Genomic DNA, 23,681 nt, shown 5'->3' on the forward strand with positions numbered 1-23,681 from the left:
TCCCGGGGGTCCGGAAGGCCCCCGGAGACCCCGAACCGGAGAACCCGAGCCGGAGACCCCGGGGGCCTCAAAAACCCCAGGGCGTCAGAAGAACACCGACCGCCGCCGCACCAGCAGCTGGTAGAGGGTGTGCTGGATGGTCTCCCGCACCTCGTCGGCCAGGTCGAAGACCAGCATCGGGTCGTCCGCCGCCTCCGCCGGGTAGGTGTCGGTGGCGATCGGTTCGCCGAAGCGGATCGTCCACTTGGTCGGCAGCGGCAGCACCCCGAGCGGGCCCAGCCACGGGAAGGTCGGCGTGATCGGCACGTACGGCAGGCCCAGCAGCCGGGCCAGCGTCTTCACGTTGCCGATCATCGGGTAGGTCTCCTCGGCCCCGACGATCGAGCAGGGCACGATCGGCACCCGCGCCCGCAGCGCCGAGGAGACGAAGCCGCCGCGGCCGAAGCGCTGGAGCTTGTAGCGCTCGGCGAACGGCTTGCCGATCCCCTTGAAGCCCTCCGGCCAGACCCCGACCACCTCGCCGCGCTCCAGCAGGGCCTGGGCGTCCTCGTTGCAGGCCAGCGTGTGGCCGGCCTTGCGGGCCAGCTCGTTGATGCCGGGCAGCACGAAGACCAGGTCGGCGGCGAGCATCCGCAGGTGCCGCCGGGCGGGGTGGTGGTCGTGGATGACCACCTGGGTCATCAGGGCGTCCAGCGGGATCGTCCCGGAGTGGTTGGCGACGATCAGCGCGCCGCCCTCGGCCGGGATGTTCTCCACGCCCTGGACGTCGATCCGGAAGTACTTCTCGGCCAGCGGGCGCAGCAGCGAGAGCAGCACCTCCTCGGTGAGCTCCCGGTCGAAGCCGAACTCGTCCACCTCGTAGTCGCCGGTCAGCCGGCGGCGCAGGAAGGCCAGGCCCTCGGCCGCGCGGCCCTCCCAGCCCTTGCCGAGCAGCCGGGTGGCGGCCGGGCCGAGCGGGCCGGACAGCGCGCCGCCGACGGCCCCGGCGAGCCGGTCGGCCAGTTTCGGCCCCTCGGGCGAGGTCCAGCTGGGCGCGGACTCGATCGGGATGACCTTGGCCTCGGCCGGCGCGTTCTCGGCTGCGGCACTCATCGCGGGTTCAGCTCCTCGGTCGGCGGGGGCGGTTCGGTACGGCGTCCGGTCCGGCTGTCGGCCCGGCGGGGGCGCCTTCGGGGCCGAGCAGGGCCGTCAGCCGGTCGGCGGCGGCGGCCAGCCGCTCGGGCGGCAGCAGCCCCGGGCTCCCGGCGGCGGCGAAGTCGGCGAAGGCCTCCGGCGTGCTGAACGCCGGACGGTAGCCGAAGGTGTCGCGCAACCGCGCGGTGTCCACCACCCGGCCGTGGGTGAGCAGCCGCAGCTGCTCGGGCGAGACGTCCACCAGCCTCGTCTGCCGGGCCAGCACGGCCATCCAGCTGACCGCGGGCAGCAGCAGCGGCAGGGTCGGCCGGCCGAGCCGGCGGGCGCACTGGGAGAGCAGCAGCACGCCCTCCCCCGCCACGTTGAAGGTGCCGGTGTTGACGGTGCCCGGCGCGGGCTCGGCGGCGGCGCGGCAGAGCACCGCGACGGCGTCGTCCTCGTGCACGAACTGCAACCGGGGGTCGTAGCCGAGGACGGTCGGCAGCACCGGCAGCGCGAAGTACTCGCTGAGCGGGGTGTCCGCGCCGGGGCCGACGATGTTGGCGAAGCGCAGCACCGTCACCGCGACGTCCGGGCGGCGCCGGGCGAAGCCGCGCACGTAGCCCTCGACCTCCGCCGCGTCCTTGGCGAAGCCGCCGCCGGGCGGGTCCTTGGGCTGCATCCGCTCGCTGAACACCGCCGGGTCGCGGGGCGCGGAGCCGTAGACCCCGGTGGTGGACTTCACCACCAGCCGGCGCACCCCGGGAGCCTTCTGGCAGGCACCGAGCAGCTGCATGGTGCCGATCACGTTGGACTCCTTCACCGCGGAGCGGTTGGTGGAGCCCAGACCGGTGGCGCTGACGCTGAGGTGCACCACGGTGTCCACCCCGTGCTCGGCGAGCACCCGGGAGAGCGCGGGGCGGCGAAGGTCGAGCTGGTGGAAGCGGTACGGGGCGGCCGGTTCCTCGGGCGGCTGCCGGGGCGGCCGCCCGTCCACGCCGACCACCAGGTCCACGCCCGGACGGCGGCGGACCTCGGCGACGAAGCGGGCGCCGAGCTGGCGTGCCACGCCGGTGACGAGCACGACCACACCCACGGTGCTGCACCCCACTCCCCAGGCCCGGGCGGCCTGCGTGCACCGTACCGTGCCGCCCCGAGGGGCCGTGAAACGACACCGCCCGCCCAGGCCACGAGGGCATGGGCGGGCGGTGGAAGCACTGGCGCGCCAGGCGCGGCCGGGGCCGCTTACTTCTTGTTGCGACGCTGAACGCGAGTGCGCTTCAGAAGCTTGCGGTGCTTCTTCTTGGCCATACGCTTGCGACGCTTCTTGATGACAGAGCCCACGGAACAACCCTCGCTCACTGAGACTCTCGCCCGTGAGAGACGGAGTCCATACGACTGACGTGAGGGCCTAGCCTACCGTCCATGGTGCGAAGGCCGTAATCGTGCTCCCCGACACCGGGAAACTCGGGGGAAATCCCGGGCGAACGAGCACGGGGCCCACCGCTGTGGACCCCGTGCCCGCACGCCCCCGCTACGCGCTCTCAAGCCGCACGTAGGACTCCTTGAGGTACTCGTGCACCGCCTGCTGGGGCACCCGGAAGGACCGTCCGACCCGGATGGCCGGCAGCTCTCCGCTGTGCACCAGGCGGTACACCGTCATCTTGGACACCCGCATGACCGCGGCGACCTCCGCCACGGTCAGGAAGACGACTTCCTGAAGGGGGCGCTCGACGGAACTCATGACCATCACCCGACCCTTACCCGTGTGCAAGGCACCGGCTTCCCCTCCGGTGACTCCACCGGCACACGTGTATCCCCAGAGTAGTTATGGGTGGTACCAGTGGGAAGAGGGGAAGTGCGGTCCTCGTACGGTGGGAGATAGGACCGTTGCAGTACGTAGCCGACCGGCGGATGGCACCGCCCGAGGTACGCACCACCCCTCCCGGGCCCGGTGGGGAGGGCGGGATCAGGCCAGCAGGCCGTGCTGGGGGAACACCGCCCGGCGGGTCGCCAGGACGGCCTGATCGAGCCGGTCGGCCGGGTCATAGCCCGCGTCGAAGTCGCGCCAGGCCGGGCGGGCGCCGTCGGTCATCCGCAGCGGGGCCGGGCGGCGGGTGCGGCGGTAGACCTCGGCGCGCCAGGACTCTGGGGTCTCGGTGGCCGGGTCGACGGGCCGGGCGGCGGCGGTGGCGACCAGGTGGGTCCAGGTGCGCGGCACCACGTCCACCACGGCGTAGCCGCCCCCGCCGGTGGCCACCCAGCGGCCCCCGGCGTACCGGTGAGCGAGGTCGTGCAGCGCCTCGGCGATCAGCCGCTGGGCGTCCACGGTGACGGCGAGGTGGGCGAGCGGGTCCTCCAGGTGGGTGTCCGCGCCGTGCTGGGTGACCAGCACCTGCGGCCGGAACGCGTCGAGCAGTTCGGGCACCACGGCGTGGAAGGCGCGCAGCCAGCCGGCGTCGCCGGTGCCCGCGGGCAGCGGCAGGTTGGCGGCGGAGCCGGGGGCGTCCTCGCCGCCGGTCTCGACCGACCAGCCGGTCTGCGGGAAGAGCGTGGCCGGGTGCTCGTGCAGCGAGATGGTGAGCACCCGGGGGTCGTTCCAGAAGGCGGCCTGGACGCCGTCGCCGTGGTGGACGTCCACGTCGACGTAGGCGACCCGCTCGGCGCCGAGTTCGAGCAGCCGGGCGATGGCCAGCGCCGGGTCGTTGTAGACGCAGAAGCCGGAGGCCTTGCCGGGCATCGCGTGGTGCAGTCCGCCGGTGAAGTTGACGGCGTGCGGGGTCTCGCCGTGCCAGACCGCCTCGGCGGCGGCCACCGACTGGCCGGCGATCAGCGCGGAGGCCGAGTGGATCGCCGGGAAGGACCAGTTGTCGTCGGTGCCGAGTCCGTGCACCGCGTCGGTGCGCTCGGGGTGGGCCGCGGCGGCGCGGACCGCCTCGACGTACTCCCGGGTGTGCACCAGCCGGAGGGTGGACTCGCCGGCGGGCGGCGCGGAGCGGACGGTCACCCCGGGCCCGGTGCTCAGCCCGAGGGCCTCGACCAGGCGCATGGTGAGGGCCAGCCGGGTGGGGTCCATCGGGTGGCCCGGACCGAAGTCGTACGCGGTGACGGCCTCGTCCCAGAAGAGGTGCAGGCCGCAGGGGGTGTCACGCTCGGCTTCGGGCATGGCCTCCACCGTAGCGGGTGCGGGTGACGGGGCCTTGGCCAGGGCGCGCCGGGCGGCGGGGGCGGGTGCGCGCGGAGGGCGGCTGTGGGGACGGACGGGCGTCAGGTGCGCGATGAAACTACGGAAGTTGTGGGGTGGCTGTGGAGGCGCGTGTTGAGGCGGTACAGACAAAAGCTTTGCGACTCCATATCCTCTCCGTCATGAAGCCATTCAGCGTGCAACGCCTTGGGGTAATTCTCGCTGCAATACTGGGATTTGGCGTCTTCTTTGCCGCCCAGCCGGCCTCCGCCGCGGTCAGCGGCGCCACCTTCGCGGTCGACAAGTCGACGGCCAAGGCGGGAGACCAGCTGACCCTGACACTGTCCCTCACCAACAGTGAGAACAGCCCGATCTACTTCGCCTACGAGGCCGTCCAGCCCACCTGGCCGGCCAACACCCAGCCCGGTGCCTTCACCATCACCGGCTGCACCGGCGACACCTCGGACTGTGCGACCAACGGGAACAGCGCCAACTTCCACTTCAACGCGCCGATCGCGCCGGGGGCGACGAAGAGCGTCACGCTCACCGTCAAGATCACCGACACCCCCGCGTGGGGCACCGCGCCGTACACGCTGAACTGGGCGCCGTACGTCTACTACGAGTTCGGCCAGGTCGGCACCACCGGCACGGCCAAGGACCAGACCTGGACCTACGGGGTGCCCGCGCTCCAGACCGTGATCAGCTGACCCCCGCCACCGCCCCATCGAACGCCCCCGCCGTCACGCCGACGGCGGGGGCCGTCGGTTCCGGTTGAAGATGGCGCGAAGAGGACGCACGCACGACCTTCACGGCTCCCTATCCTCTCCGCCATGAAGCCATTCAGCGCGCAACGCCTCGGAGCAATTCTCGCTGCATTACTGGGACTTGGCGTGGTCTTCGCCGCCCAGCCGGCCTCCGCCACCACTCCCCCCGGCCGCCCGGTCACCGCTGCCGCTCCCCCCGACCACCCGATCACCGGCGCCTCGTTCTCCGTCGACAAGAAGACGGCGGCACCGGGCGATGTACTGACCCTGACCCTCTCCCTCACCAACACCGAGACCCTCCCCATCACCTTCGCGTACGAGTACATCTCGCCGAGCTGGCCGGCCAACCAATACGCCGGCGCGTTCGACTTCCTCACCTGCAGCGGGGACCTGGTGGACTGCACGATCGTCCCGGGCGCCGTCGCCTTCCACCCCACGGTGCCGATCGCGCCGGGCGCCACCCGCACCGTCACGGCCACCGTCAGGATCACCCCCACCCCGCCCTGGACCGGGACGCTCTACCTGAACTGGGTCCCGTACGTCTACGCCGAGTACGGCCTCCCGGCCGTCTCCACCGGGAGCGGCCCCTACCGCGACAACCTCCCCGAGCTCCAGACCGTGATCAGCTGACCTCCGCCACCGCCCCATCGAACGCCCCCGCCGTCACGCCGGCGGCGGGGGCTGTCGGTTCCGGTTGAAGATGGCGCGAAGAGGACGCACGCACGACCTTCACGGCTCCCTATCCTCTCCGCCATGAAGCCATTCAGCGCGCAACGCCTCGGAGCAATTCTCGCCGCATTACTGGGACTTGGCCTGATCTTCGCCGCCCAGCCGGCCTCCGCCGCCACCACCCGAGACGACGGCGTGATCACCGGCGTCTCGGCCTCCGTCGACAAGAAGACGGCGGCACCGGGCGATGTACTGACCCTGACCCTCTCCCTCACCAACACCGAATCCACCCCCATCACCTTCGCGTACGAGTGGATCGGGCCGAGCTTTCCCTCCAACACCCTGACCGGCGCGTTCACCTTCACCGGCTGCGGCGGGGAGCAGGTGGACTGCGGAGTCAACGGCAACGTCGTCGGCTTCCATCCCACGGCGCCGATCGAGCCGGGCGCCACCCGCACCGTCACGGCCACCGTCAGGATCACCTCCACCCCGCCCTGGACCGGGTCGTACACCCTGAACTGGGCCCCCTACGTCTACGCCGAGTACGGCTACCCGGTCACCAAGACCAGGAGCGGCCCCTTCCTCGACGGCACGCCCGACCTCCAGACCGTGATCAGCTGACCCCCGCCCCGCCGACCGCCCCGGCCTCCGCCCCCGCCGCCACGCCGGTGGCGGGGACCGGGGCGAAGCGGTCGGCCAGCGGCAGGACGGCGAGCACCAGCAGCATCGGGGCGAGCAGCGCCCAGCGGTACGAGCCGGCGTCCGCGATCGCCCCGACCAGCGGCGAACCCAGCAGGAACCCCACGTAGTTGAACAGGTTGAGCCGGGCCACCGCCGCGTCCGAGTCGGCCGGAAAGAGCCGGCCGCCGGCCGCGAACACCTGCGGGATGATCGCGCAGATGCCGAAGCCCAGCACGGTGAAACCGGCGATGCCCACCCAGGCGGTGGGCGCGACCGCGGCCACCCCGAAGCCGAGCGCGGCCAGCGCGGCCCCGGCGCGCACCACCGCGACGGCGCCGAAGCGCTGCACCGCGCGGTCGCCCAGGGCCCGTCCGAGCAGCATCGCGATCATGTACCCCAGGTAGGAGAGCTTGGCGAGGTCCTCCCGGCTGCCCAGCCCGTCGGTGAGGTACTTGACGCTGTAGTTGGAGACCGAGGAGTCCGCGATGTACGCGAACGCCATCGCCAGGCAGAGCGGCAGCAGCGGACGCCAGGGGATGGACCGGGCGGCGGCCTCCGCGGCCTCCCGTACGGCGTCGCCGAGTTCGGCCGGGCCGGCGAAGCCGAAGCCGGTCAGCACCGCGAGCGGGGCGACCACCGCGGCGGCCGTGCCGAACAGCACCGGCAGCCCGAGGCCGTAGTGCGAGCCGAGGCCGGCGACCGCCGCGCCGAGGATGCCGCCGAGGCTGAACGCGGCATGGAAGCCGATCATGATCGAGCGGCCGTAGCGGTGCTGGAGCCCCACCCCGAGCATGTTCATACTGGCATCCAGCGCGCCCACCAGCAGCCCGAACGCGCCCAGCGCCAGGGCGAGTTGCCACAGCGTCCCGCCCAGTCCGGCGGCCGCCAGGCTGAGGCAGACGGCCGGCTGGACCACCCGCAGCACGGCCCTGGCGCCGGTGCGCTTCACCAGCCGCTCGGAGAGGATCGAGCCCACCCCGGCCAGGACCGGCACCGCGGCCAGGAAGACCGGCAGCAGCCCGTCACTCAGCCCGTACCGGCGCTGGATCTCCGGGATGCAGGTGACCAGCAGGGCGAAGACGGTGCCCTGGAGCAGGAAGCTCACGGCGAGCGCGGCCCGCCCGGCACGCAGGCCGGGCGGGACGTCGGACGGTGCGGCACTCAAGCGAACCTCCAGGCGACCTCTCGCTACCGGCCGGTAGGCCGGCGCAGGCGAGAGCGTAGGGGGTGCGCGGCGATTGCGGGAGGGGTCGCGCAGCGGTCACTTTCCGCCGGAGGCCAGCTCCCGGGAGCGGTCGCGGGCCGCCTCCAGGGCGCCGAGCAGGGCGGCCCGCACCCCGTGGTTCTCCAGCTCGCGGATCGCCGAGATGGTGGTGCCGGCCGGGGAGGTCACCGCCTCGCGCAGCTTCACCGGGTGCTCGCCCGAGTCGCGCAGCATCACCGAGGCGCCGATCGCGGACTGCACGATCAGGTCGTGCGCCACCTGCCGGGGCAGCCCGAGCAGGATGCCGGCGTCGGTCATCGCCTCGACCAGGAAGTAGAAGTAGGCCGGGCCGGAGCCGGACAGCGCGGTGGCCGCGTCCTGCTGGGACTCGGGCAGCCGCAGCGCCTTGCCGACCGAGCTGAAGATCTCCTCGGCACGCGCCAGGTGTTCCTCGGTGGCGTGGGTGCCGCCCGAGATGACGCTCATCCCCTCGTCCACCAGGACCGGGGTGTTGGGCATCACCCGGACCACCGGGGTGCCGGCCGCCAGCCGCTCCTCGAACCAGGCGGTGGGCACGCCGGCCGCGGCCGAGATCACCAGCCGGTCCGGGCTGACGTGCGGGGCCAGCTCCTCCAGCAGGGTGCCCATGTCCTGCGGCTTGACCGCGAGGATCAGGGTGTCGGCGAGCTTGGCGGCCTCGGCGTTGGAGACGGCCACCACCCCGTGGCGGGCGGCGAGTTCGGCCGCGCGCTCGGGGCGGCGGGCGGTCACCAGGACGTCCGCCGGATCCTTGCCGGCCCGCAGCAGACCGGAGAGCAGGGCCTCGCCGATCTTGCCGGTGCCCAGGAAGGCGATCTTCTGTCCGTGTCCCGCGCTGCTGCCCATGGTTCGCTCCTCGCTCCGGTACTGCGGCCATCCTCGCACCGTGGGACGGCACCCGGGCGGACCGTCCGGCCCGTGGTCCGCCGCGGCCGGCCCGACCCCCGACGACCCCGGACGGCCTGTGCCCCTAGGGAGAAAACTCCGGGGTTTCCCCTATGGCTTCCGCTCTCCGGCGGGCGCACCGTGGAGCCATGGCACACGACGAAATGTCCCGACGTGAGAACCGGCAACTCGCCATCGCCTCGGCGACCGTGGGACCGTGGCGGACCGCCGCGGGGGTCGGTGCGGTGGTGGGGGCGACCGCCCTGGGGGTCGAGGCGATCACCGGGAACTGGGCGCTCGACATGCTGGCCGGCCCGGCCGGCTGGGGCCTGTTCTTCTTCTTCCTGGTCGGCACCGTCGGCGGGCAGCTGCGCCGCGACACCGCCGACCGGCGGCTGCGCCGCTGGGCGAACGAGCACCCCTGGCAGTCGGCGCTCCCGGCGGCCGGCGGGCTGCTGGCGCTGAACACACTGGCCCAGCTGTTCCTCGGCGACGAGGGCCTGTTCGGGGCCTTCTTCCTCTCGCTGCTGCCGGCCGGTCTGCTGCTGGCGATCGCCGGGGTGGTCGGGTCGGTCAAGCAGGCCCGGCGCAAGGGCTGAGCGGCGCAGGGGCCGAGCGGCGCGGGGACCGGCCGGCACAGGGCCGACCGGCCGGCGGGCGGCGACCCGCCGGTCAGCGCTTGCGCTTGCCCCGGCCCGGCGCCTTGGTGTCGGGCCGGCCGCTGCGGCTCGCCTGGCGCTTCTCGAACTGGACCACGGCCCGCTCGTAGGCGGCCCGCTGGACCGCCTCGCCGGGGGCCTCGACCAGGCTGCGGGCGAAGTAGGCGAGCAGCGAGCCGGCCCCGCCGATCAGCCAGACCGCGCCGAGCGACTTGTCCTCGGCCATCCAGCCTTCCAGCTGGTCCTTGCCCTCGGTGAGCACCTTCCAGGTGCGGCGCACGGCCATCATCGAGCAGACCGCGATGGCGGCGGTCAGCAGCCCGTTGAGGAAGGTGCCGTTGTCGGACAGCGCGATGCCCTCGATGCCGAAGCGCAGCACCAGCACCACGGCGGCGGCCGCGACCAGCGAGCCGATCGACACGGCGACCCGGCGCGGCCAGTAGCCGTTGTCCCGGTTCAGCCAGCTGGTGCCGAACCAGCGCAGCGGCTGCGGCTCGGGGGCGCCGGGGGGAGTGGGGGCGGGGGTGCGGGGCTGCTCGCTCACGCCCTCGATTATCACCCGGCCGCCGGGAACGGCGGAGGAGCCGTCCCATCGGTGGGACGGCTCCTCCGCGTTCGGTGTCGGTTCGGCCCCGCTCGGTACCGGATCGCCTCGTTCGGTACGGGCTCAGACGACTCGGTACCGGCTCAGCCGGCTCGGTACGGGCTCAGCCGAGCTTGGTCACGTCGCGGACGGCGCCCTTGTCGGCGGAGGTGGCCATCGCGGCGTAGGCGCGCAGCGCCTGGCTGACCTGGCGGTCACGGTTCTTCGGCCGGTAGCCGCCCGCGGCCTCCAGGGCGCGACGACGCTCGGCCAGGACCTCGTCCGGGACCTCCAGGGAGATCCGGCGGCCGGGGATGTCGATGGCGATGGTGTCGCCGTCCTCGACCAGCGCGATGGTGCCGCCGGAGGCCGCCTCCGGGGAGGCGTGGCCGATGGACAGGCCCGAGGTGCCGCCGGAGAAGCGGCCGTCGGTGACCAGCGCGCAGGCCTTGCCCAGGCCCCGGCCCTTGAGGAAGGAGGTCGGGTAGAGCATCTCCTGCATGCCCGGGCCGCCCTTGGGGCCCTCGTAGCGGATGACGACGACGTCGCCCTCCTTGACCCGCTTGGCGAGGATCGCCTCGACCGCGTCCTCCTGGGACTCGACCACGACGGCCGGGCCGCTGAAGGTCCAGATCGACTCGTCCACGCCGGCGGTCTTCACGATGCAGCCGTCCTCGGCGAGGTTGCCGTACAGCACCGCCAGGCCGCCCTCGACCGAGTAGGCGTGCTCGACGCTCCGGATGCAGCCCTTGGCGGCGTCGGTGTCCAGCGACTCCCAGCGCTCGGACTGGGAGAACGCCTCGGCGGAGCGGACGCAGCCGGGCGCGGCGTGCCACAGCTCGACGGCCTCGGCGGACGGCGAACCGCCGCGCACGTCCCAGGTCTTGAGCCACTCGGCGAGCGAGTCGGCGTGCACGGTGTGGACGTCCTCGTTGAGCAGCCCGCCCCGGTACAGCTCGCCGAGGATGGCCGGGATGCCGCCGGCCCGGTGCACGTCCTCCATGTAGTACGAGCCGTTCGGCGCGACCTTGGACAGGCAGGGCACCTTGCGGGAGATGGCGTCGATGGCCCGCTGGTCGAAGTCCAGCTCGGCCTCCTGGGCGGCGGCGAGCAGGTGCAGGATGGTGTTGGTCGAGCCGCCCATGGCGATGTCCAGGGCCATGGCGTTCTCGAAGGCGGCGCGGGTGGCGATGGCGCGCGGCAGGACGGAGTGGTCGTCCTGGCCGTAGTGGCGGTTCGCGATCTCGACGACCGTCTGCCCGGCCTTCTCGTACAGCGCCCGGCGGGCGGTGTGGGTGGCGAGCACCGAGCCGTTGCCGGGCAGCGAGAGGCCGATCGCCTCGGTCAGGCAGTTCATCGAGTTGGCGGTGAACATGCCGGAGCACGAGCCGCAGGTCGGGCAGGCGTTCTCCTCGATGATCGCGATGTCCTCGTCGGAGACGGACTCGTTGACCGCCTGGGAGATCGCGTCGACCAGGTCGAGCTTGCGCACGGTGCCGTCGACCAGGGTGGCCTTGCCGGCCTCCATCGGGCCGCCGGAGACGAAGACCGTCGGGATGTTCAGGCGCAGCGCGGCCATCAGCATGCCCGGGGTGATCTTGTCGCAGTTGGAGATGCAGATCAGGGCGTCGGCGCAGTGGGCGTTGACCATGTACTCGACCGAGTCGGCGATCAGGTCGCGCGAGGGCAGCGAGTAGAGCATGCCGCCGTGGCCCATCGCGATGCCGTCGTCCACCGCGATGGTGTTGAACTCGCGCGGGATGCCGCCCGCCCGCTTGATCGCCTCGGAGACGATCCGGCCGACCGGCTGGAGGTGGGTGTGGCCGGGGACGAACTCGGTGAAGGAGTTGGCGACCGCGATGATCGGCTTGCCGAAGTCCTCGCGGGCTACGCCGGCCGCCCGGAGAAGCGCCCGGGCGCCTGCCATGTTGCGACCGTGGGTGACCGTACGGGACCTCAGCTCGGGCACTGTGCTCCACTCCTTCGGGGCTCTCGCGGGCACCCCGCTGCAGGAGGGTTCCGGGGGCCGCTGTGGGTACCGAGCCTACGCCCGCCGTCCGGCCGGCGGACGGCCCGTCCGCGATGCGGGCAGCCGGAGGGCCTCCGCCGTCAGCCCTGCTTGACGGCCACGGTGAGGTCGAGGACGTACTGCTCGACCACCTGTCCGTCCGGGAACTCGGCCAGCATCGCCGCCCGCTCGGTGGCCAGCAGCGGTTCGCGCCGCTCGGGCGGCAGCGAGGCGAAGAAGGAGCGGGAGGTGAGGTTGTCGACCACCTGCTCGACGGGCACCCGGCGCTGCCAGCGCAGCACGCCGCGGTGGACGGCCAGCCCGGCGCCGGCGAAGGGGGCGGTCAGCTCGGCGACCCGGCGGTAGCCGTGGTAGCGGCCGGACAGCGCGGCGGTCAGCCGCTCGTCCCGGGCGCGCACCCACGGGACGGTCTCGTCGAAGAGGTTCCACCAGGTGGCGAGGGCGCCGCCGGGCCGCAGCACCCGGATCGCCTCGGGGACGGACCGCTCGGGCCTGGTCCAGTGGAAGGCCTGGGCGTAGCTGACGAGGTCGGCGGACCCGTCGTGGAAGGGCAGCTCGTCGCCGCCGCCGCGGACCACCGGGAGGTGCGGCGAGACGGCCCGGAACTGCGCGGCCATCCCGGCCGAGGGCTCGACGGCGACGACGTCCGCGCCCCGGGCGGCCAGCAGCCGGGTGGCGATGCCGGTGCCGGCGCCGACGTCCAGGACCCGGGCGCCCTGGAGCGGGTGGCCCCAGAGCCGTTCCAGCTCGTCGAACAGCTCCTCCGGGTAGCCGGGCCGGCCGCGCTCGTACTCGGCGGCCACCGATCCGAAGCTCCCCGCCAGCTCGCGGAAGTCGCGGAGTTCGGAGAACTTCTGAGCCTTCGTCATCGGTCCACCTCGGTAGGAGTGTTCGCGCCCGTCCGGGCTCCGGCGGCTCACCGTACGCGCGCCGGGGTGGCCAGGTGCAGGCGGGTGAAGGCGAGGGCCTCGGCGAGGTCCGCCTCGCGTTCCGCGGGGGACGACGAGCGGCGGGTGTTGACCTCCAGCACCACGTGGCCGTCGAAGCCGGTGCGGGCCAGGTGCTCCAGCAGTTCGGCGCAGGGCTGCTTGCCGCGGCCGGGGATCAGGTGCTCGTCCTTGCCGGAGCCGCTGCCGTCGGCCAGGTGGACGTGGGCGAGCCGGTCGCCCATCCGCTCGACCATGGCGAAGGTGTCGATCCGGGAGGTCGCGGCGTGCGAGAGGTCGATGGTGAAGTGCCGGTACTCCTCGTCGGTGACGTCCCAGCCGGGGGCGTACGCGAGCATCTCGCGGTCCTTGTAGCGCCACGGGTACATGTTCTCGACGGCGAAGCGGACGTCGGTCTCGCCCGCCATCCGGTCGATGCCCTCGACGAACTCCTTGGCGTACTGGCGCTGCCAGCGGAACGGCGGGTGGACGACGACGGCGCTCGCGCCGAGCTTCTCGGCCGCCGCCCGGGCCCGGACCAGCTTGGTCCACGGGTCGGTGCTCCACACCCGCTGGGTGATCAGCAGGCAGGGCGCGTGCACGGCCAGGACGGGCATCCGGTGGGCGTCGGAGAGCCGGCGCAGGGCGTCGATGTCCTGGCTGACCGGGTCGTTCCAGACCATCACCTCGACCCCGTCGTAGCCGAGCTTGGCGGCCAGCTCGAAGGCGACGGCGGTGGTCGCCGGGTACACCGAGGCGGTGGACAGCACCACCTTGGTGTCGGGGATGTGCAGGGCCGGGTGGCGGGGCAGCACCAGCCGGTCGGTGGTGCGCAGCAGCGGCGGGCGGGCGGCGTCGCGCTTGGCGGCCTTGACCGAGCGGACGGACTGGACGGCGGCCTTGGCGGCGCCGGCGGCCCGGGCGGTGCGGGTCTCCTTGGCGGGGGTGGCCGGCGTGGGTGCGGTCTTCTTCCCGGCCGTCTTCTTCCCGGCCGTCCTCTTCGCGGTGGTGCTCTGCTTCGCCTCGGTGCTCTTCTTCGCGGCGGCGGTCTGCTTCGCGGCGGTGCTCTTCCTCGCCGCGGCGGTCTTCGCGGTGGCCGTCTTCGCGGTGCGCTGGGCCGCCTTGACGGCCTTCGCGGCCTGCTTGGCGGCCTGGGCGGCGGTGGCGCCCGCGACCGCCTTGCCGAGCCGGCGACGCGGACCGTCCGACCGCGGCCGCCCGCTCCCGGGAGCGCGGTCCTCCTGCGTTCCGTCCTCGCCCGCTGGTTGCACCACGGGAGACAGCGTAATTGGAGCGCGCACCGAACGGGCCGGGATGGGCGGCGCAGTGACCATCGGCACGTTGCCCCGGGGGCGCCCGTCCCGGAGCAGGGTCGCGCGACTACCGCGAGCCACCGCCGGCAAGACCGCCCGGACAGGGCCTACGGGGTGAGCGCCGGGCGGCGGCGGTCGGCGGAGCCGTCCATGGCGTCCAGGCGGCGCAGGATGATGCCCTCGCGCAGCGCCCACGGACAGACGTCCAGCTCCTCCAGGCCGAACAGGTCCATCGCGGCGTCGGCGACCAGCGCACCGGCCAGCAGCTGCTTGGCCCGGCCCTCGGAGACACCGGGAATCCGCGCGCGCTCGGCGATCGTCATCCCGGACAGCCGGGGCAGCCACGCGGCCAGCCCGCTGCGGGTGAGCCGGCGGTCGGTGTACGGGCCGGCGTCGGCGGGGGCGGCGCCGGTCATCCGGGCCAGCTGCTTGAAGGTCTTGGAGGTGGCGACCGCGTGCCGCGGCGGGCCGAGCCTGGTGACCTCGCCGACCGCGGTGGCGAGCTCGGCCCGGATGTGGCGCCTCAGCTCACGCAGCTCGTCCGGCTGGGCGACGTCCCCGGGCAGCCAGCGGGCGGTCAGCCGGCCGGCTCCCAGCGGCAGCGAGCAGGCGACGTCCGGCTGCTCGTCCAGGCCGCAGGCGATCTCCAGCGAGCCGCCGCCGATGTCCAGGTTGAGCAGCCGGCCCGAGGACCAGCCGAACCAGCGGCGGACGGCCAGGAAGGTGAGCCGGGCCTCGTCCTGCCCGGAGAGCACCCGGAGCTCGACCCCGGTCTCGGTGGCCACCCGGCGCAGCACCTCCTCGCCGTTGGCGGCCTCGCGCACGGCGGAGGTGGCGAACGGGAGGATGTCGACGACGCCCTTGTCCTCGGCGACCCGCAGCGAGGAGGCGACGTGGCCGATCAGCCGCTCGACACCGGCCTCGCTGATCGCGCCGTCCGCGTCCAGCAGCTCGGCCAGGCGCAGCTCGGCCTTGTGCGAGTACGCGGGCAGCGGAGCGGCGCCCGGATGGGCGTCCACCACGAGGAAGTGGACCGTGTTGGAACCTACGTCGAGCACACCGAGTCGCATAAATCTCCACGCTACGCGATGCGGGCCCTGGTGAGAGGGGGTGCGGCGGTATTCGCGTCGGCCCGGGACCGGTCTCCGGAACGCCCGGTACCGGCGGTGCCGGGCGGGTGACCGTGGGCGTCCGCCCGGCGTCGATCCGGGCGGCGACGCGGGGCGGGACGGACGCAGCCCGGCCCGCCCGTCGTCACAGCAGGCCGTCCCACAGCTGCTCCACGATGACCGCCCACCAGTTCTCCGGGTCGTCGAAGACCGTGCCGTCCACCTCCGCCAGGGCGCGCTGCAACGCGTCCACCGCCCCACCCGCGGCCACCGGGTCGAGCCCGCGCAGCGCGGGCCACCAGCCGGCGAACACCTCCAGGCAGCGGACGAAGGCGCGCAGGTCCGCGTTGCAGTGGCGGGCGGTCGCGTAGTCCGGGTCGATCGCCCGGACGGCGCCGTCGACCTGGTCCAGGGCCAGCAGCGCCCAGCCGTCCGTCCCCAGCAGCAGCTGCCCGGCGAGCACCAGACGCTCCCGCGCGGCCACCCGGGTGGCGCGGCCGAGCCCGGCCAGGTGGGCGGCCAACGGCGGCAGCGAGGCGGGCTTCCTGGTGCCGTCGGCGATCGCCCCGACGCTCGGGTGGTGCAGGGCGAAGAATCCCGGCACGGACACCGGCACGCCCACCGTCAACAGCAGCGCGGCGGCGTCCCCGGGCAGTTCGGCACGGGCGACGTCCGCCGGGTCGAAGCGGCGCACGCCCGCCGGGCCGAACCGCGCCGCCAGCCGGGCGGCGAGCGCCGCGTCGGGCTCCTCGGGCCCACGCCGCACCGCGCGGGGGAACGGCACCCGGTTGCGGGCCGGACCGTCCGGCGGCGCGGGCAGCGCCCGTACGGCGGCGGCGCGGTGGTCGAAGCGGGGGCCGTACGGAAGATCGAAGTCGATCCGGGCGTGCGGCAGTTCGGCGGCCAGCGCGTACGACCAGTAGCCGCCGGGCAGGGCACTGAGCCGCAGGTCGGTCCGGACGGCCAGCACGTCCTCGGCCGCGACGCCCTGCTCGCGCAGCCACCACCAGCCGCGCAGCGCCGGATGCGGGAGGCCCGCCGCCGAGCGCAGGGCCAGCGAGCGCCGCTCGCCGGAGCCGTCCCGGTAGGTCAGTTCGGCCCGGGCACCCCGGCCGGTCGCCGGCGGGCGGGTCGGGTCGTGGCCGCCGGCGCCGACGAAGTCCCGGTACAGGACGACCACTTCGTCCATCGGAACCGAGGGCCACACCGTGAACCGCCCGCTCTCCCGGTCCACCACGGCGCAGGCCGCCCCGACCTCCTCGGGCGCCCGCCGCTCCCCCGTCCTGGGGTCGACCGACGCTCGGGCGGGCTCCGCCCACACCACCCACCCGAGCTCGAACTCATGGGTGCACACCCGCCGCACCGCCCCGGCCCCCTGCGGCAGATCCCCGTTGATCCACCGGTGTCCCGCTTCCACCGCCCGCGCCCGGTCGATCACCCGGCCACCCCCGTTCCGTCCGCTCCCGCCTCGCGACCCTACGCCCCCGCGCACAGAAAGTCGGCCGGGCCGACTTCTGGTGGGGGCAAGGAAAGCGTCACTCCGAAGAGCTGAGTTCGGCCTTTTCACCCTTCAAGCGTCGACAGGCGGGAATAGCCTCAACAGTTACGTCGTAGCTTGACCGCCCTGCGACCAGGGCAGGAAGGGGCGCAGGACGGACAAGGCCGGCCCAACCCTCACCTTCTCCCCCGAGGCCTGGTCCGCCTTCGTCTCGTTCGCCTCCGAAGCTCAAGCGGCACGGGCCGAGTGACCCTTTAGTCGAACGGTGGGGTAACTACCCCCCAACCACCCTCGTGCGCAGCAGATATGACTTATCGTCACAGCTTTTCCACAGGCAGTTCCGGCATGTAGCGTTCCCAGCAACGAAACAACCCCCGCCGGTGTTAGCAGCACCGAACGGGGGTCTGACCAGCGCGATCGAAAGCGACTCGACCTGTGGCTACCCACAACCCTACCGCCATGGCCGCCCCCGGATACGGCAAGCAGTCCGCGCCGGAGCAACTCCCCCGCTCCGCGAGCGACTTCGCCCACCTCCCGGCCCGCGAGGCCTACCTCGCCTCGCTCATCGACCGCCTCCCCGACGGCGCCGCCATGGACGTCAAGACCCTCGCCGTCCTCCAGCCCCACTACGGGCAGATGGCCTGCCGCACCGCCCTCAACAACCTCTCCGCCGCAGGTCACCTGCGCCGCGTCCGCGAACGCCTCAGCTCCAAGGACTGCCGCTGGGTGTTCCACACCCACTTCTCCCGCACCCCCCGCTCCGACGCGTGGTGGGCCCGCTTCATCGCCACCGGCGGCGACCACAACAGCGACGGCGGCAGCGGCGACACGTCAACACCCGCCGCACCCGATCCCCCCGAAGAGCGAACGCCCAACCGCACCCCCCTCCCCTCGGCCGCCTACACCGCCCTCGCCGGCCTCGGCCTCGCCGACCCCCGCCTCGCCCTCTCCGCCGCCGACTGCACCGCCCTCGAACCCCTCGCCGCCGAGTGGTTCGCCCGAGGCGCCACCCCGGCCCTCTTCACCAACGCCCTCACCGGCGACCTCCCACCCGACATCCACAGCCCGGCCGGCCTCACCCGCCGCCGCCTCCTCGACAAACTCCCCCCGGACCGCTCCCACCCCCACCCACCACCCCAACCACAAAGCCGCGTCATCGAATGCACCGCCTGCCGTACCCCCTGCCGCCCCCACGCCCTCCTCGGCGGCCTCTGCCGCACCTGCCGCGACACCCCCACAACCCCACCACCACCCCGCCAAGGCCTCTCCCCGACCGCCGTCCACCGCCACGCCGCCCGTATCCGCGACACCCTCCGAAGTCACACCACCCCAGCCGTAACCGCCCGTTGACGCCGGCCACCCGCCCCGCACCAGAAGTCAGCCCCGCCGACTTCTAGCGCGCAGGGAGTCATGCGGCCGACGTGAGGTCGAGGGGGCGGCCCTCGGGGGTGAGGGCGATGGCCCAGAGGCCGTGGGTGGCAGGGTGGAGTGGAGTGGCGGCCTGCCGGGCGAGCTGGTGGTCGAGGTAGGTGACGGCGTCCCGGTGGTTGACGGCGTTCCAGGCGTGCGGGCGACCGTAGGCGTCGAGGGTCAGGAGCACCGCCTGCGAGCCGTGGCCGGCACGGCGGAGGCCGTCGGCGAGGCGGTCGAAGGCCCGGCCGCCGTCGCCCAGGTCCCGGAAGGGCGCGCCGAGTTCGCGTTCGGCGCGGTCGCGCCCTCCGCGCTCGCCGGCGTCGCCCTCGGTGGGGATGCGCGGGGCCGCGCAGGTCGGGCGGCCGGTGTAGCACTCGACCGCCGAGAGGGCGATCTCCAGGCTGTTGTTGGCCCGGCCCGGTTCGCGGTACCCGCCGTCGTCGACCGCCTCCGCCCAGCCGCCGGCGGCCGGATCGGGGTGGCGGGCGGGCAGGCCGCCCTCGTCCCGGGGCGCGCGGCGTTCCAGCTCGGCCTGGTGCTCCGGGTCGACCGGCCCGAGCCCGCCCGGCAGGCCGTACGGACGGCTGTCGGCGATGCTGCGCGCACGAACCGCCGGATCGTCCGGAAGGGCTCCGCGCCGTGCCCGCAGGGCGAGTTGGAGGGCCATCGCGTGGGCGGTCGCGACCGGGACCGCGCCCCAGGCGAGGGTCGGGTCGGCGGGGCCCGGCGCGGTCTCCCGCCGCCGGGGCTCCGCCGGGTGCGCTTCGGGCCGGCCGATCACCGGGGTGGTGCCGACGATCGGTGGTGCGGCCGGGGGCGGCGGGGCGCCGTGGACCGGCGGCGGTCCGACCATCGGCGACGGCGCGACACCGGCCGGGGTCCGGACCATCGGCGCCCCGCCGACAGGACCACCACCGCCAGAGCCACCACCGGCAGGACCACCACCCACGACACCACCACCCACGACACCACCGGCCCCGGCCCCGACGCCGCTGCCGAACGGTGCCGCGACGTTCGCGGGCCCCGCCCCGGCGCCCGCCAGCGGACCGGGCCCGACGACCCCGACCGGACCGGCCGGCTGGTACCCGCCGCCGTAGCCCGGCGTGCCGAACTGCCCGGACACCCCGACCGGCCGGACCGTCACCGGAGCCTCCGGCGCCGGCCCGTGCGCGGGAGCGCCGACGGACGGCGCGGAGACGACGGGCGCGACGGGCGCGGCCGGAGCGCTCACCGAGTCCGTCCGCACGGTCACCGAGCCGCCACCACCGTGGGAGGGGGACGCGGCAGGCGCGGGCGCCTGGAGCGGGTAGTCCCCGTCCGACCAGCCCGCCACCCCACCGCCCTGGCGGGCCGACGCGGCGACGGACCGCACCGGCGGAGTCCGGTCACCGCCACCACCACCGCCACCACCGCCCGCCGCCGGGTGCGACACCGGCGAGCCCCCGGCGGGCGCGTACGAGGCCGCGTACGAGGCCCCGGCCGTCACCCCGCCCGACGCCACCGCCCCCGCCCCCGCACCTCCCGGAGCGCTCGCCGCGACGGCCGCCTCCGGCCCGCCGACGGCCGCCCCCGGGTCCGCCACCGCGACCGAGGCCACCGTCACCACGCCCGGCGTCCTCGGATCACCCGGCCCGTCGGCCGTCACCCCCACGCCCCGCCGGTCGGTGTCCGGCCCGTCCGCCCCCGGCGCCGGCCCGCTGAGCGGCACCCCGTGGACGGCCCGGCCGGCCTCGTCGGTGAGCACCGGCCGGCCGTGCTCGTCCAGCCGGACAGCCGGGTCCGCCACCCCGACCACCGGCTTGCCGTCCGGCCCCGGGACGACCAGCAGCCCCGAGGCGTCGGCGACCGGCGTGCCGTCGGCGCGGAGGATGACCGGCCGCCCGTCCGGGCCGAGGACGGGCGCGCCGTGCTCGTCCACCTTGACCGCCAGCCCCGGCACGCCGACCAGCTGCCTGCCGTCCTTCCCGGCGAGCAGCACCAGTCCGGAGCCGTCCGCGCCGAGCACGCCCGGTTCGCCCAGGGCCACGGGCAGCCCGGCGGCGAGCGGGTCGAACGCGCCGTTGCGGTACGAGGCGGCGGTGACCCGTGTCCCCCGCGCGGTGCCGAGCTTCAGCAGGGCGACGGCGGCCGGTTCCTTGAGCACCCCGGCCAGGGCGTCCTTCATGGCGCGGCCGAGTTCGGCGAGCAGTCCGCCGATCTTCAGCCCGGCGGCCTCGACGGCGACGGCCGCCATGCCCGCCGCGACCTGCTCGGTGGCGGCGTTCCTCACCTTCGACGCGAAGCCGCCGACGGCCTTCTCCAGCCCGCCGACCACCCCGCTGTCCGCCCGCCCGGCGTCGGCCGACGCGGCGACCCGGCCGGCCGCCTCCCTGGCCCCGGCCGCCAGCTCCTCGGCCTGCCGGAGGTCGGCGGCCAGCTGCCGCAGGGTCGTGATGATCTCGGCCTTGCAGGTGTCCACGGCCCGGGCGGCCGTGTCGAAGGCCCCGGCGACCAGCCCGACCGCGCTGTGCGCGTCGTCCAGGTGGCCCTTGCCGCCGCCGCTGAACCCCTGCCAGTACGCGCCGAAGGCCTCGACGGCGTGGCCGGAGTTGTCGGCGGTGACGCGCCGGACGGACTCGCCGCCGAGGCGGGTGAGCCGGTCGGCCTCCTGCCCGAACCCGCGCCAGACGCCGGCCGCCTTGCGCAGGCCCTCCTCGTCGGCCCGCGGCCACTGCCGGCCGGTGCGGGCCAGCACCGGGACCAGTTCCTCGGGCAGTTTCCGGGACACGCGCTTCCCCCTTCGAGCCGGGTCCGTCAGACCGACATGTCCTTGGGGACGACGGGCGCCGCCCCCGGGGTTGCCGACGGCGTCGAGGAGTCACGCGGCGAGGAGACCGCCGGCGTCGCCGACGCGGCCCCCGGCACGCCCGGCAGGTCCGGGCCCCCCGGGACCGCCGTCGCCCCGAACCCCTTCGCCGCCGAGGTGTCCGCGTCCGCCGTCCGGGCGGCCATCGCGTGCAGCCCGGTCCCGACCCCGGTCACCCGGTCGGCCAACCCCCGCAGGCCGTCGACGATCTCACCGCGGGCCGGACCGTACACGGCGGCGAAGCCGCTGCCCGGCTGGTCCGTCCCCCACGGGGTGCCGAGGGCGGCGAGGCCCTGCTCCAGGGCCGTGACGGCCTTCGCCAGCTCGCCGCCGATCTTCTCGAACTCCCTCCCCTCGCCGTGCAGTTCCCACGGCTTGAGGACGAACTCCCCCTCCGCCGGGCCGGACGCCCCGGTGCTGCCGCCTGCCATCCCCGTACCTCCCCGTAGCGAACCGGCCGCCATCGTAGGCAGCCCCCGGGCGGGCCCCGGCCGGCCCCCGCACGGCCCGACGGACCTCTTCACCCCGCCTTCACCCGGCCCGGCTCCCGACGCCACGGCCCCCGGCGGCCCTCCCGCCCCCGCACCACCGCACCCGGAAGCTCTACCCTTGCCGGGTGGCACCAGCAGAAACGTCCCAGAAGAAGGCCAAGGCGAAGCCCGAGGCCTCCCCCGCCCCCATCGACCTCGCGATGCCGACCCTGCGCCGCGAGATCCCGCGCGACGAGGTCCCGCTCGACTTCCCCCGCGCCTGGGTCGAATTCGCCGACCCCGCCGACGAGGAGCAGGTCTTCCGCTGCGACCTCACCTGGCTGACCTCCCGCTGGTCCTGCGTCTTCGGCCAGGGCTGCCACGGCATCCGCGAGGGCCGCGGCGAGTCGGACGGCTGCTGCACGCTGGGCGCCCACTACTCGGACGAGGACGACGAGAAGCGCGTCCGCTCGCACGCGGCCCGGCTGACCCCCGAGCTGTGGGAGAACTTCGCCCAGGGCACCGACGCCAAGGGCCGGATCGTCGCCGACGGCGGCATCACCATGCTGGACGAGGACGGCGACCGCCAGACCCGCCGGGTCGACGGCGCCTGCATCTTCGTGAACAGCCCGGGCTTCGCGGGCGGCGCCGGCTGCGCCCTGCACGCGCTCGCGCTCAAGGAGGGCCGCGAGCCGCTGGAGACCAAGCCGGACGTCTGCTGGCAGCTGCCGATCCGCCGCACCTACGACTGGATCGACCGCCCCGACGACACCCGCTACCTCCAGGTCTCGATCGGCGAGTACGACCGCCGCGGCTGGGGCCCGGGCGGCCACGACCTGCACTGGTGGTGCACCGGCGCCCCGGCGGCCCACCAGGGCGCGGAGCCGGTGTACGTCAGCTACCGCCCCGAGCTCACCGAGCTGATGGGCAAGGCCGGCTACGAGGTGCTGGCCCGGCTCTGCGAGGAGCGGATCGCCACCAAGGGCGACCGCAAGGTGGCCCCGCACCCGGCCGACCCCGGCAGGAAGGCCGACCCCGGCAAGAAGGCCGACCCCGGCAAGAAGGCGCAGAAGGCCAAGAAGGCCTGACCGGCCCCGCCCCCCGGCCGGTCCTACTTGTCGATGTCGCCGACCACGAAGAACATCGACCCGAGGATCGCCACCATGTCCGCGACCAGCGTCCCCGGCAGCAGCTCGGTCAGCGCCTGGACGTTGTTGAAGGACGCCGAGCGCAGCTTGAGCCGCCACGGCGTCTTGTCGCCGCGCGAGACCAGGTAGTAGCCGTTGATCCCGAGCGGGTTCTCGGTCCACGCGTAGGTGCTGCCCTCGGGTGCCTTGAGCACCTTGGGCAGCCGCTGGTTGACCGGGCCGGGCGGCAGCTCGGCGAGCTTGTCGAGGCAGGCGTCGGCGAGGTCCAGCGCGTTGAGGGTCTGCTCCAGCAGGCACTCGAAGCGGGCCAGGCAGTCGCCCTCCTCGCGGGTGACCACGGTGAGCACCCGGCGCAGTTCCTCGGTGCCGTACGCGAGGTAGGGCTCGTCGCGGCGCAGGTCGAGGTCGAGGCCGCTGGCCCGGGCGATCGGGCCGCTGACGCCGTACGCCTCGGCCTGCGCCCGGGTGAGGACGCCGACGCCGGCGGTACGGGCGCGGAAGATCTCGTTGCCGAGGACGAGGTCCTCGAAGACCGGCAGCTGGGAGCGCACGGTGGCGACGGCGGCGCGGACCCGGCCGAGCCAGCCGGCCGGGAGGTCCTCCTTGAGGCCGCCGACCCGGTTGAACATGTAGTGCATCCGGCCGCCGGAGGCCTCCTCCAGCACGTGCTGGAGGTCCTCGCGGCCGTTGAAGGCGTGGAAGACCGGGGTGATCCCGCCCAGCTCCAGCGGGTACGAGCCGAGGAACATCAGGTGGTTGAGCACCCGGTTGAGCTCGGCCAGCAGGGTGCGGACCCACACCGCCCGCTCCGGGACCTCCATGCCGAGCATCCGCTCGACGGCCATCACGACGCCGAGCTCGTTGGAGAAGGCGGAGAGCCAGTCGTGCCGGTTCGCCAGCATGATGATCTGCCGGTAGTCGCGGGCCTCGAACAGCTTCTCCGCGCCCCGGTGCATGTAGCCGATCACCGGCTCGGCCGTGACGATGCGCTCACCGTCGAGCAGCAGCCGCAGCCGCAGCACGCCGTGCGTGGCCGGGTGCTGCGGGCCGATGTTGAGCACCATGTCGGTGGTGCCCGCCGTGCCGGTGAAGTTCTCGGCTCCCGCTCCGATGCCGACCGTGGTCTCCCTCATGGCCCCAGAGTCTGCC

At 74.2% G+C, this 23,681-nt stretch carries 22 protein-coding genes; 6 read left to right on the forward strand and 16 right to left on the reverse strand.

Annotated elements, in window-relative coordinates; all coding sequences use genetic code 11:
- Positions 1-84: 84 nt before the first annotated feature.
- The 5 genes from ACFRMQ_RS09850 to ACFRMQ_RS09870 all read right to left on the reverse strand — a co-directional run bounded on the left by ACFRMQ_RS09850 (position 85) and on the right by ACFRMQ_RS09870 (position 4,279).
- On the reverse strand, positions 85-1,092 hold the full coding sequence (locus ACFRMQ_RS09850) for a lysophospholipid acyltransferase family protein (protein WP_380728829.1): 1,008 nt from the start codon (positions 1,090-1,092) through the stop codon (positions 85-87).
- A gap of 7 nt (positions 1,093-1,099) precedes the next feature.
- Positions 1,100-2,209 carry an NAD-dependent epimerase/dehydratase family protein gene (locus tag ACFRMQ_RS09855; protein ID WP_380728831.1) on the reverse strand — a complete coding sequence of 370 codons (1,110 nt, stop codon included), beginning with the start codon at positions 2,207-2,209 and terminating at the stop codon, positions 1,100-1,102.
- A gap of 149 nt (positions 2,210-2,358) precedes the next feature.
- Positions 2,359-2,457, reverse strand: coding sequence for a 30S ribosomal protein bS22 (locus ACFRMQ_RS09860; RefSeq protein ID WP_003948845.1), 99 nt, complete (start codon positions 2,455-2,457; stop codon positions 2,359-2,361).
- Between the two features lie 190 nt (positions 2,458-2,647).
- Entirely contained in the window at positions 2,648-2,857 is a 210-nt protein-coding gene (locus ACFRMQ_RS09865; RefSeq protein ID WP_045699258.1) for a helix-turn-helix domain-containing protein, read from the reverse strand.
- Positions 2,858-3,082: 225 nt separating this feature from the next.
- Positions 3,083-4,279, reverse strand: a complete 1,197-nt coding sequence (locus tag ACFRMQ_RS09870) for an acetoin utilization protein AcuC (RefSeq protein ID WP_380728833.1) — start codon at positions 4,277-4,279, stop codon at positions 3,083-3,085.
- Positions 4,280-4,479: 200 nt separating this feature from the next.
- On the opposite strand from ACFRMQ_RS09870, the gene ACFRMQ_RS09875 reads away from it, so the two are divergent.
- The 3 genes from ACFRMQ_RS09875 (at position 4,480) to ACFRMQ_RS09885 (ending at position 6,351) form a co-directional block, all read left to right on the forward strand.
- Positions 4,480-5,004, forward strand: coding sequence for a hypothetical protein (locus tag ACFRMQ_RS09875; RefSeq protein ID WP_380728835.1), 525 nt, complete (start codon positions 4,480-4,482; stop codon positions 5,002-5,004).
- A 123-nt stretch (positions 5,005-5,127) separates the two neighbouring features.
- Positions 5,128-5,691: a hypothetical protein gene (locus tag ACFRMQ_RS09880; RefSeq protein WP_380728837.1), complete on the forward strand. Its 564-nt coding sequence runs from the start codon at positions 5,128-5,130 to the stop codon at positions 5,689-5,691.
- Between the two features lie 123 nt (positions 5,692-5,814).
- Positions 5,815-6,351: a hypothetical protein gene (locus tag ACFRMQ_RS09885; RefSeq protein ID WP_380728839.1), complete on the forward strand. Its 537-nt coding sequence runs from the start codon at positions 5,815-5,817 to the stop codon at positions 6,349-6,351.
- Here the strand turns inward: ACFRMQ_RS09885 and ACFRMQ_RS09890 are convergent.
- Complete coding sequence (locus ACFRMQ_RS09890) at positions 6,344-7,576, reverse strand: MFS transporter (RefSeq protein ID WP_380728841.1); 1,233 nt, start codon at positions 7,574-7,576, stop codon at positions 6,344-6,346. The genes ACFRMQ_RS09885 and ACFRMQ_RS09890 overlap by 8 nt on opposite strands.
- A gap of 96 nt (positions 7,577-7,672) precedes the next feature.
- On the reverse strand, positions 7,673-8,500 hold the full coding sequence (gene proC, locus ACFRMQ_RS09895; protein WP_380728843.1) for a pyrroline-5-carboxylate reductase: 828 nt from the start codon (positions 8,498-8,500) through the stop codon (positions 7,673-7,675).
- A 188-nt stretch (positions 8,501-8,688) separates the two neighbouring features.
- On the opposite strand from proC, the gene ACFRMQ_RS09900 reads away from it, so the two are divergent.
- Positions 8,689-9,138 (forward strand): hypothetical protein, encoded by a 450-nt coding sequence (locus ACFRMQ_RS09900; RefSeq protein WP_380728846.1) that lies wholly within the window; start codon positions 8,689-8,691, stop codon positions 9,136-9,138.
- Between the two features lie 73 nt (positions 9,139-9,211).
- On the opposite strand, the gene ACFRMQ_RS09905 is transcribed toward ACFRMQ_RS09900, so the two are convergent.
- From ACFRMQ_RS09905 to ACFRMQ_RS09930, 6 genes are all read right to left on the reverse strand, one after another.
- The gene (locus tag ACFRMQ_RS09905; protein ID WP_380728848.1) at positions 9,212-9,742 is read right to left on the reverse strand and encodes a hypothetical protein; all 531 of its coding nucleotides are present in this window, start codon (positions 9,740-9,742) and stop codon (positions 9,212-9,214) included.
- 163 nt (positions 9,743-9,905) lie between these two features.
- The gene (gene ilvD, locus ACFRMQ_RS09910; RefSeq protein ID WP_380728850.1) at positions 9,906-11,750 is read right to left on the reverse strand and encodes a dihydroxy-acid dehydratase; all 1,845 of its coding nucleotides are present in this window, start codon (positions 11,748-11,750) and stop codon (positions 9,906-9,908) included.
- Between the two features lie 140 nt (positions 11,751-11,890).
- Complete coding sequence (locus ACFRMQ_RS09915; RefSeq protein ID WP_380728852.1) at positions 11,891-12,679, reverse strand: class I SAM-dependent methyltransferase; 789 nt, start codon at positions 12,677-12,679, stop codon at positions 11,891-11,893.
- A 47-nt stretch (positions 12,680-12,726) separates the two neighbouring features.
- A complete protein-coding gene (locus tag ACFRMQ_RS09920; protein WP_380728888.1) occupies positions 12,727-13,530 on the reverse strand; it encodes a sugar phosphate isomerase/epimerase family protein in 804 nt (267 codons plus the stop codon).
- 626 nt (positions 13,531-14,156) lie between these two features.
- Entirely contained in the window at positions 14,157-15,119 is a 963-nt protein-coding gene (locus ACFRMQ_RS09925) for a Ppx/GppA family phosphatase (RefSeq protein ID WP_380728854.1), read from the reverse strand.
- A 184-nt stretch (positions 15,120-15,303) separates the two neighbouring features.
- Positions 15,304-16,512: an SUKH-4 family immunity protein gene (locus ACFRMQ_RS09930; RefSeq protein WP_380728856.1), complete on the reverse strand. Its 1,209-nt coding sequence runs from the start codon at positions 16,510-16,512 to the stop codon at positions 15,304-15,306.
- Between the two features lie 603 nt (positions 16,513-17,115).
- Here ACFRMQ_RS09930 and ACFRMQ_RS09935 point away from each other — a divergent pair.
- On the forward strand, positions 17,116-18,006 hold the full coding sequence (locus tag ACFRMQ_RS09935; RefSeq protein ID WP_380728858.1) for a hypothetical protein: 891 nt from the start codon (positions 17,116-17,118) through the stop codon (positions 18,004-18,006).
- Positions 18,007-18,064: 58 nt separating this feature from the next.
- Here the strand turns inward: ACFRMQ_RS09935 and ACFRMQ_RS09940 are convergent, their stop codons facing one another.
- Together ACFRMQ_RS09940 and ACFRMQ_RS09945 are read right to left on the reverse strand one after the other, a co-directional pair.
- A complete protein-coding gene (locus tag ACFRMQ_RS09940; protein ID WP_380728860.1) occupies positions 18,065-20,836 on the reverse strand; it encodes a toxin glutamine deamidase domain-containing protein in 2,772 nt (923 codons plus the stop codon).
- 26 nt (positions 20,837-20,862) lie between these two features.
- Positions 20,863-21,345: a hypothetical protein gene (locus ACFRMQ_RS09945; RefSeq protein WP_380728862.1), complete on the reverse strand. Its 483-nt coding sequence runs from the start codon at positions 21,343-21,345 to the stop codon at positions 20,863-20,865.
- Between the two features lie 260 nt (positions 21,346-21,605).
- Between ACFRMQ_RS09945 and ACFRMQ_RS09950 the strand changes: the two genes are divergently transcribed.
- Positions 21,606-22,472, forward strand: coding sequence for a hypothetical protein (locus ACFRMQ_RS09950; RefSeq protein ID WP_380728890.1), 867 nt, complete (start codon positions 21,606-21,608; stop codon positions 22,470-22,472).
- Positions 22,473-22,495: 23 nt separating this feature from the next.
- On the opposite strand, the gene ACFRMQ_RS09955 is transcribed toward ACFRMQ_RS09950, so the two are convergent.
- On the reverse strand, positions 22,496-23,665 hold the full coding sequence (locus ACFRMQ_RS09955) for an NADH-quinone oxidoreductase subunit D (RefSeq protein WP_380728865.1): 1,170 nt from the start codon (positions 23,663-23,665) through the stop codon (positions 22,496-22,498).
- Positions 23,666-23,681 lie beyond the last annotated feature (16 nt).

The sequence above is a fragment of the Kitasatospora sp. NPDC056783 genome, from assembly GCF_042789895.1.
Taxonomy (GTDB): domain Bacteria; phylum Actinomycetota; class Actinomycetes; order Streptomycetales; family Streptomycetaceae; genus Kitasatospora.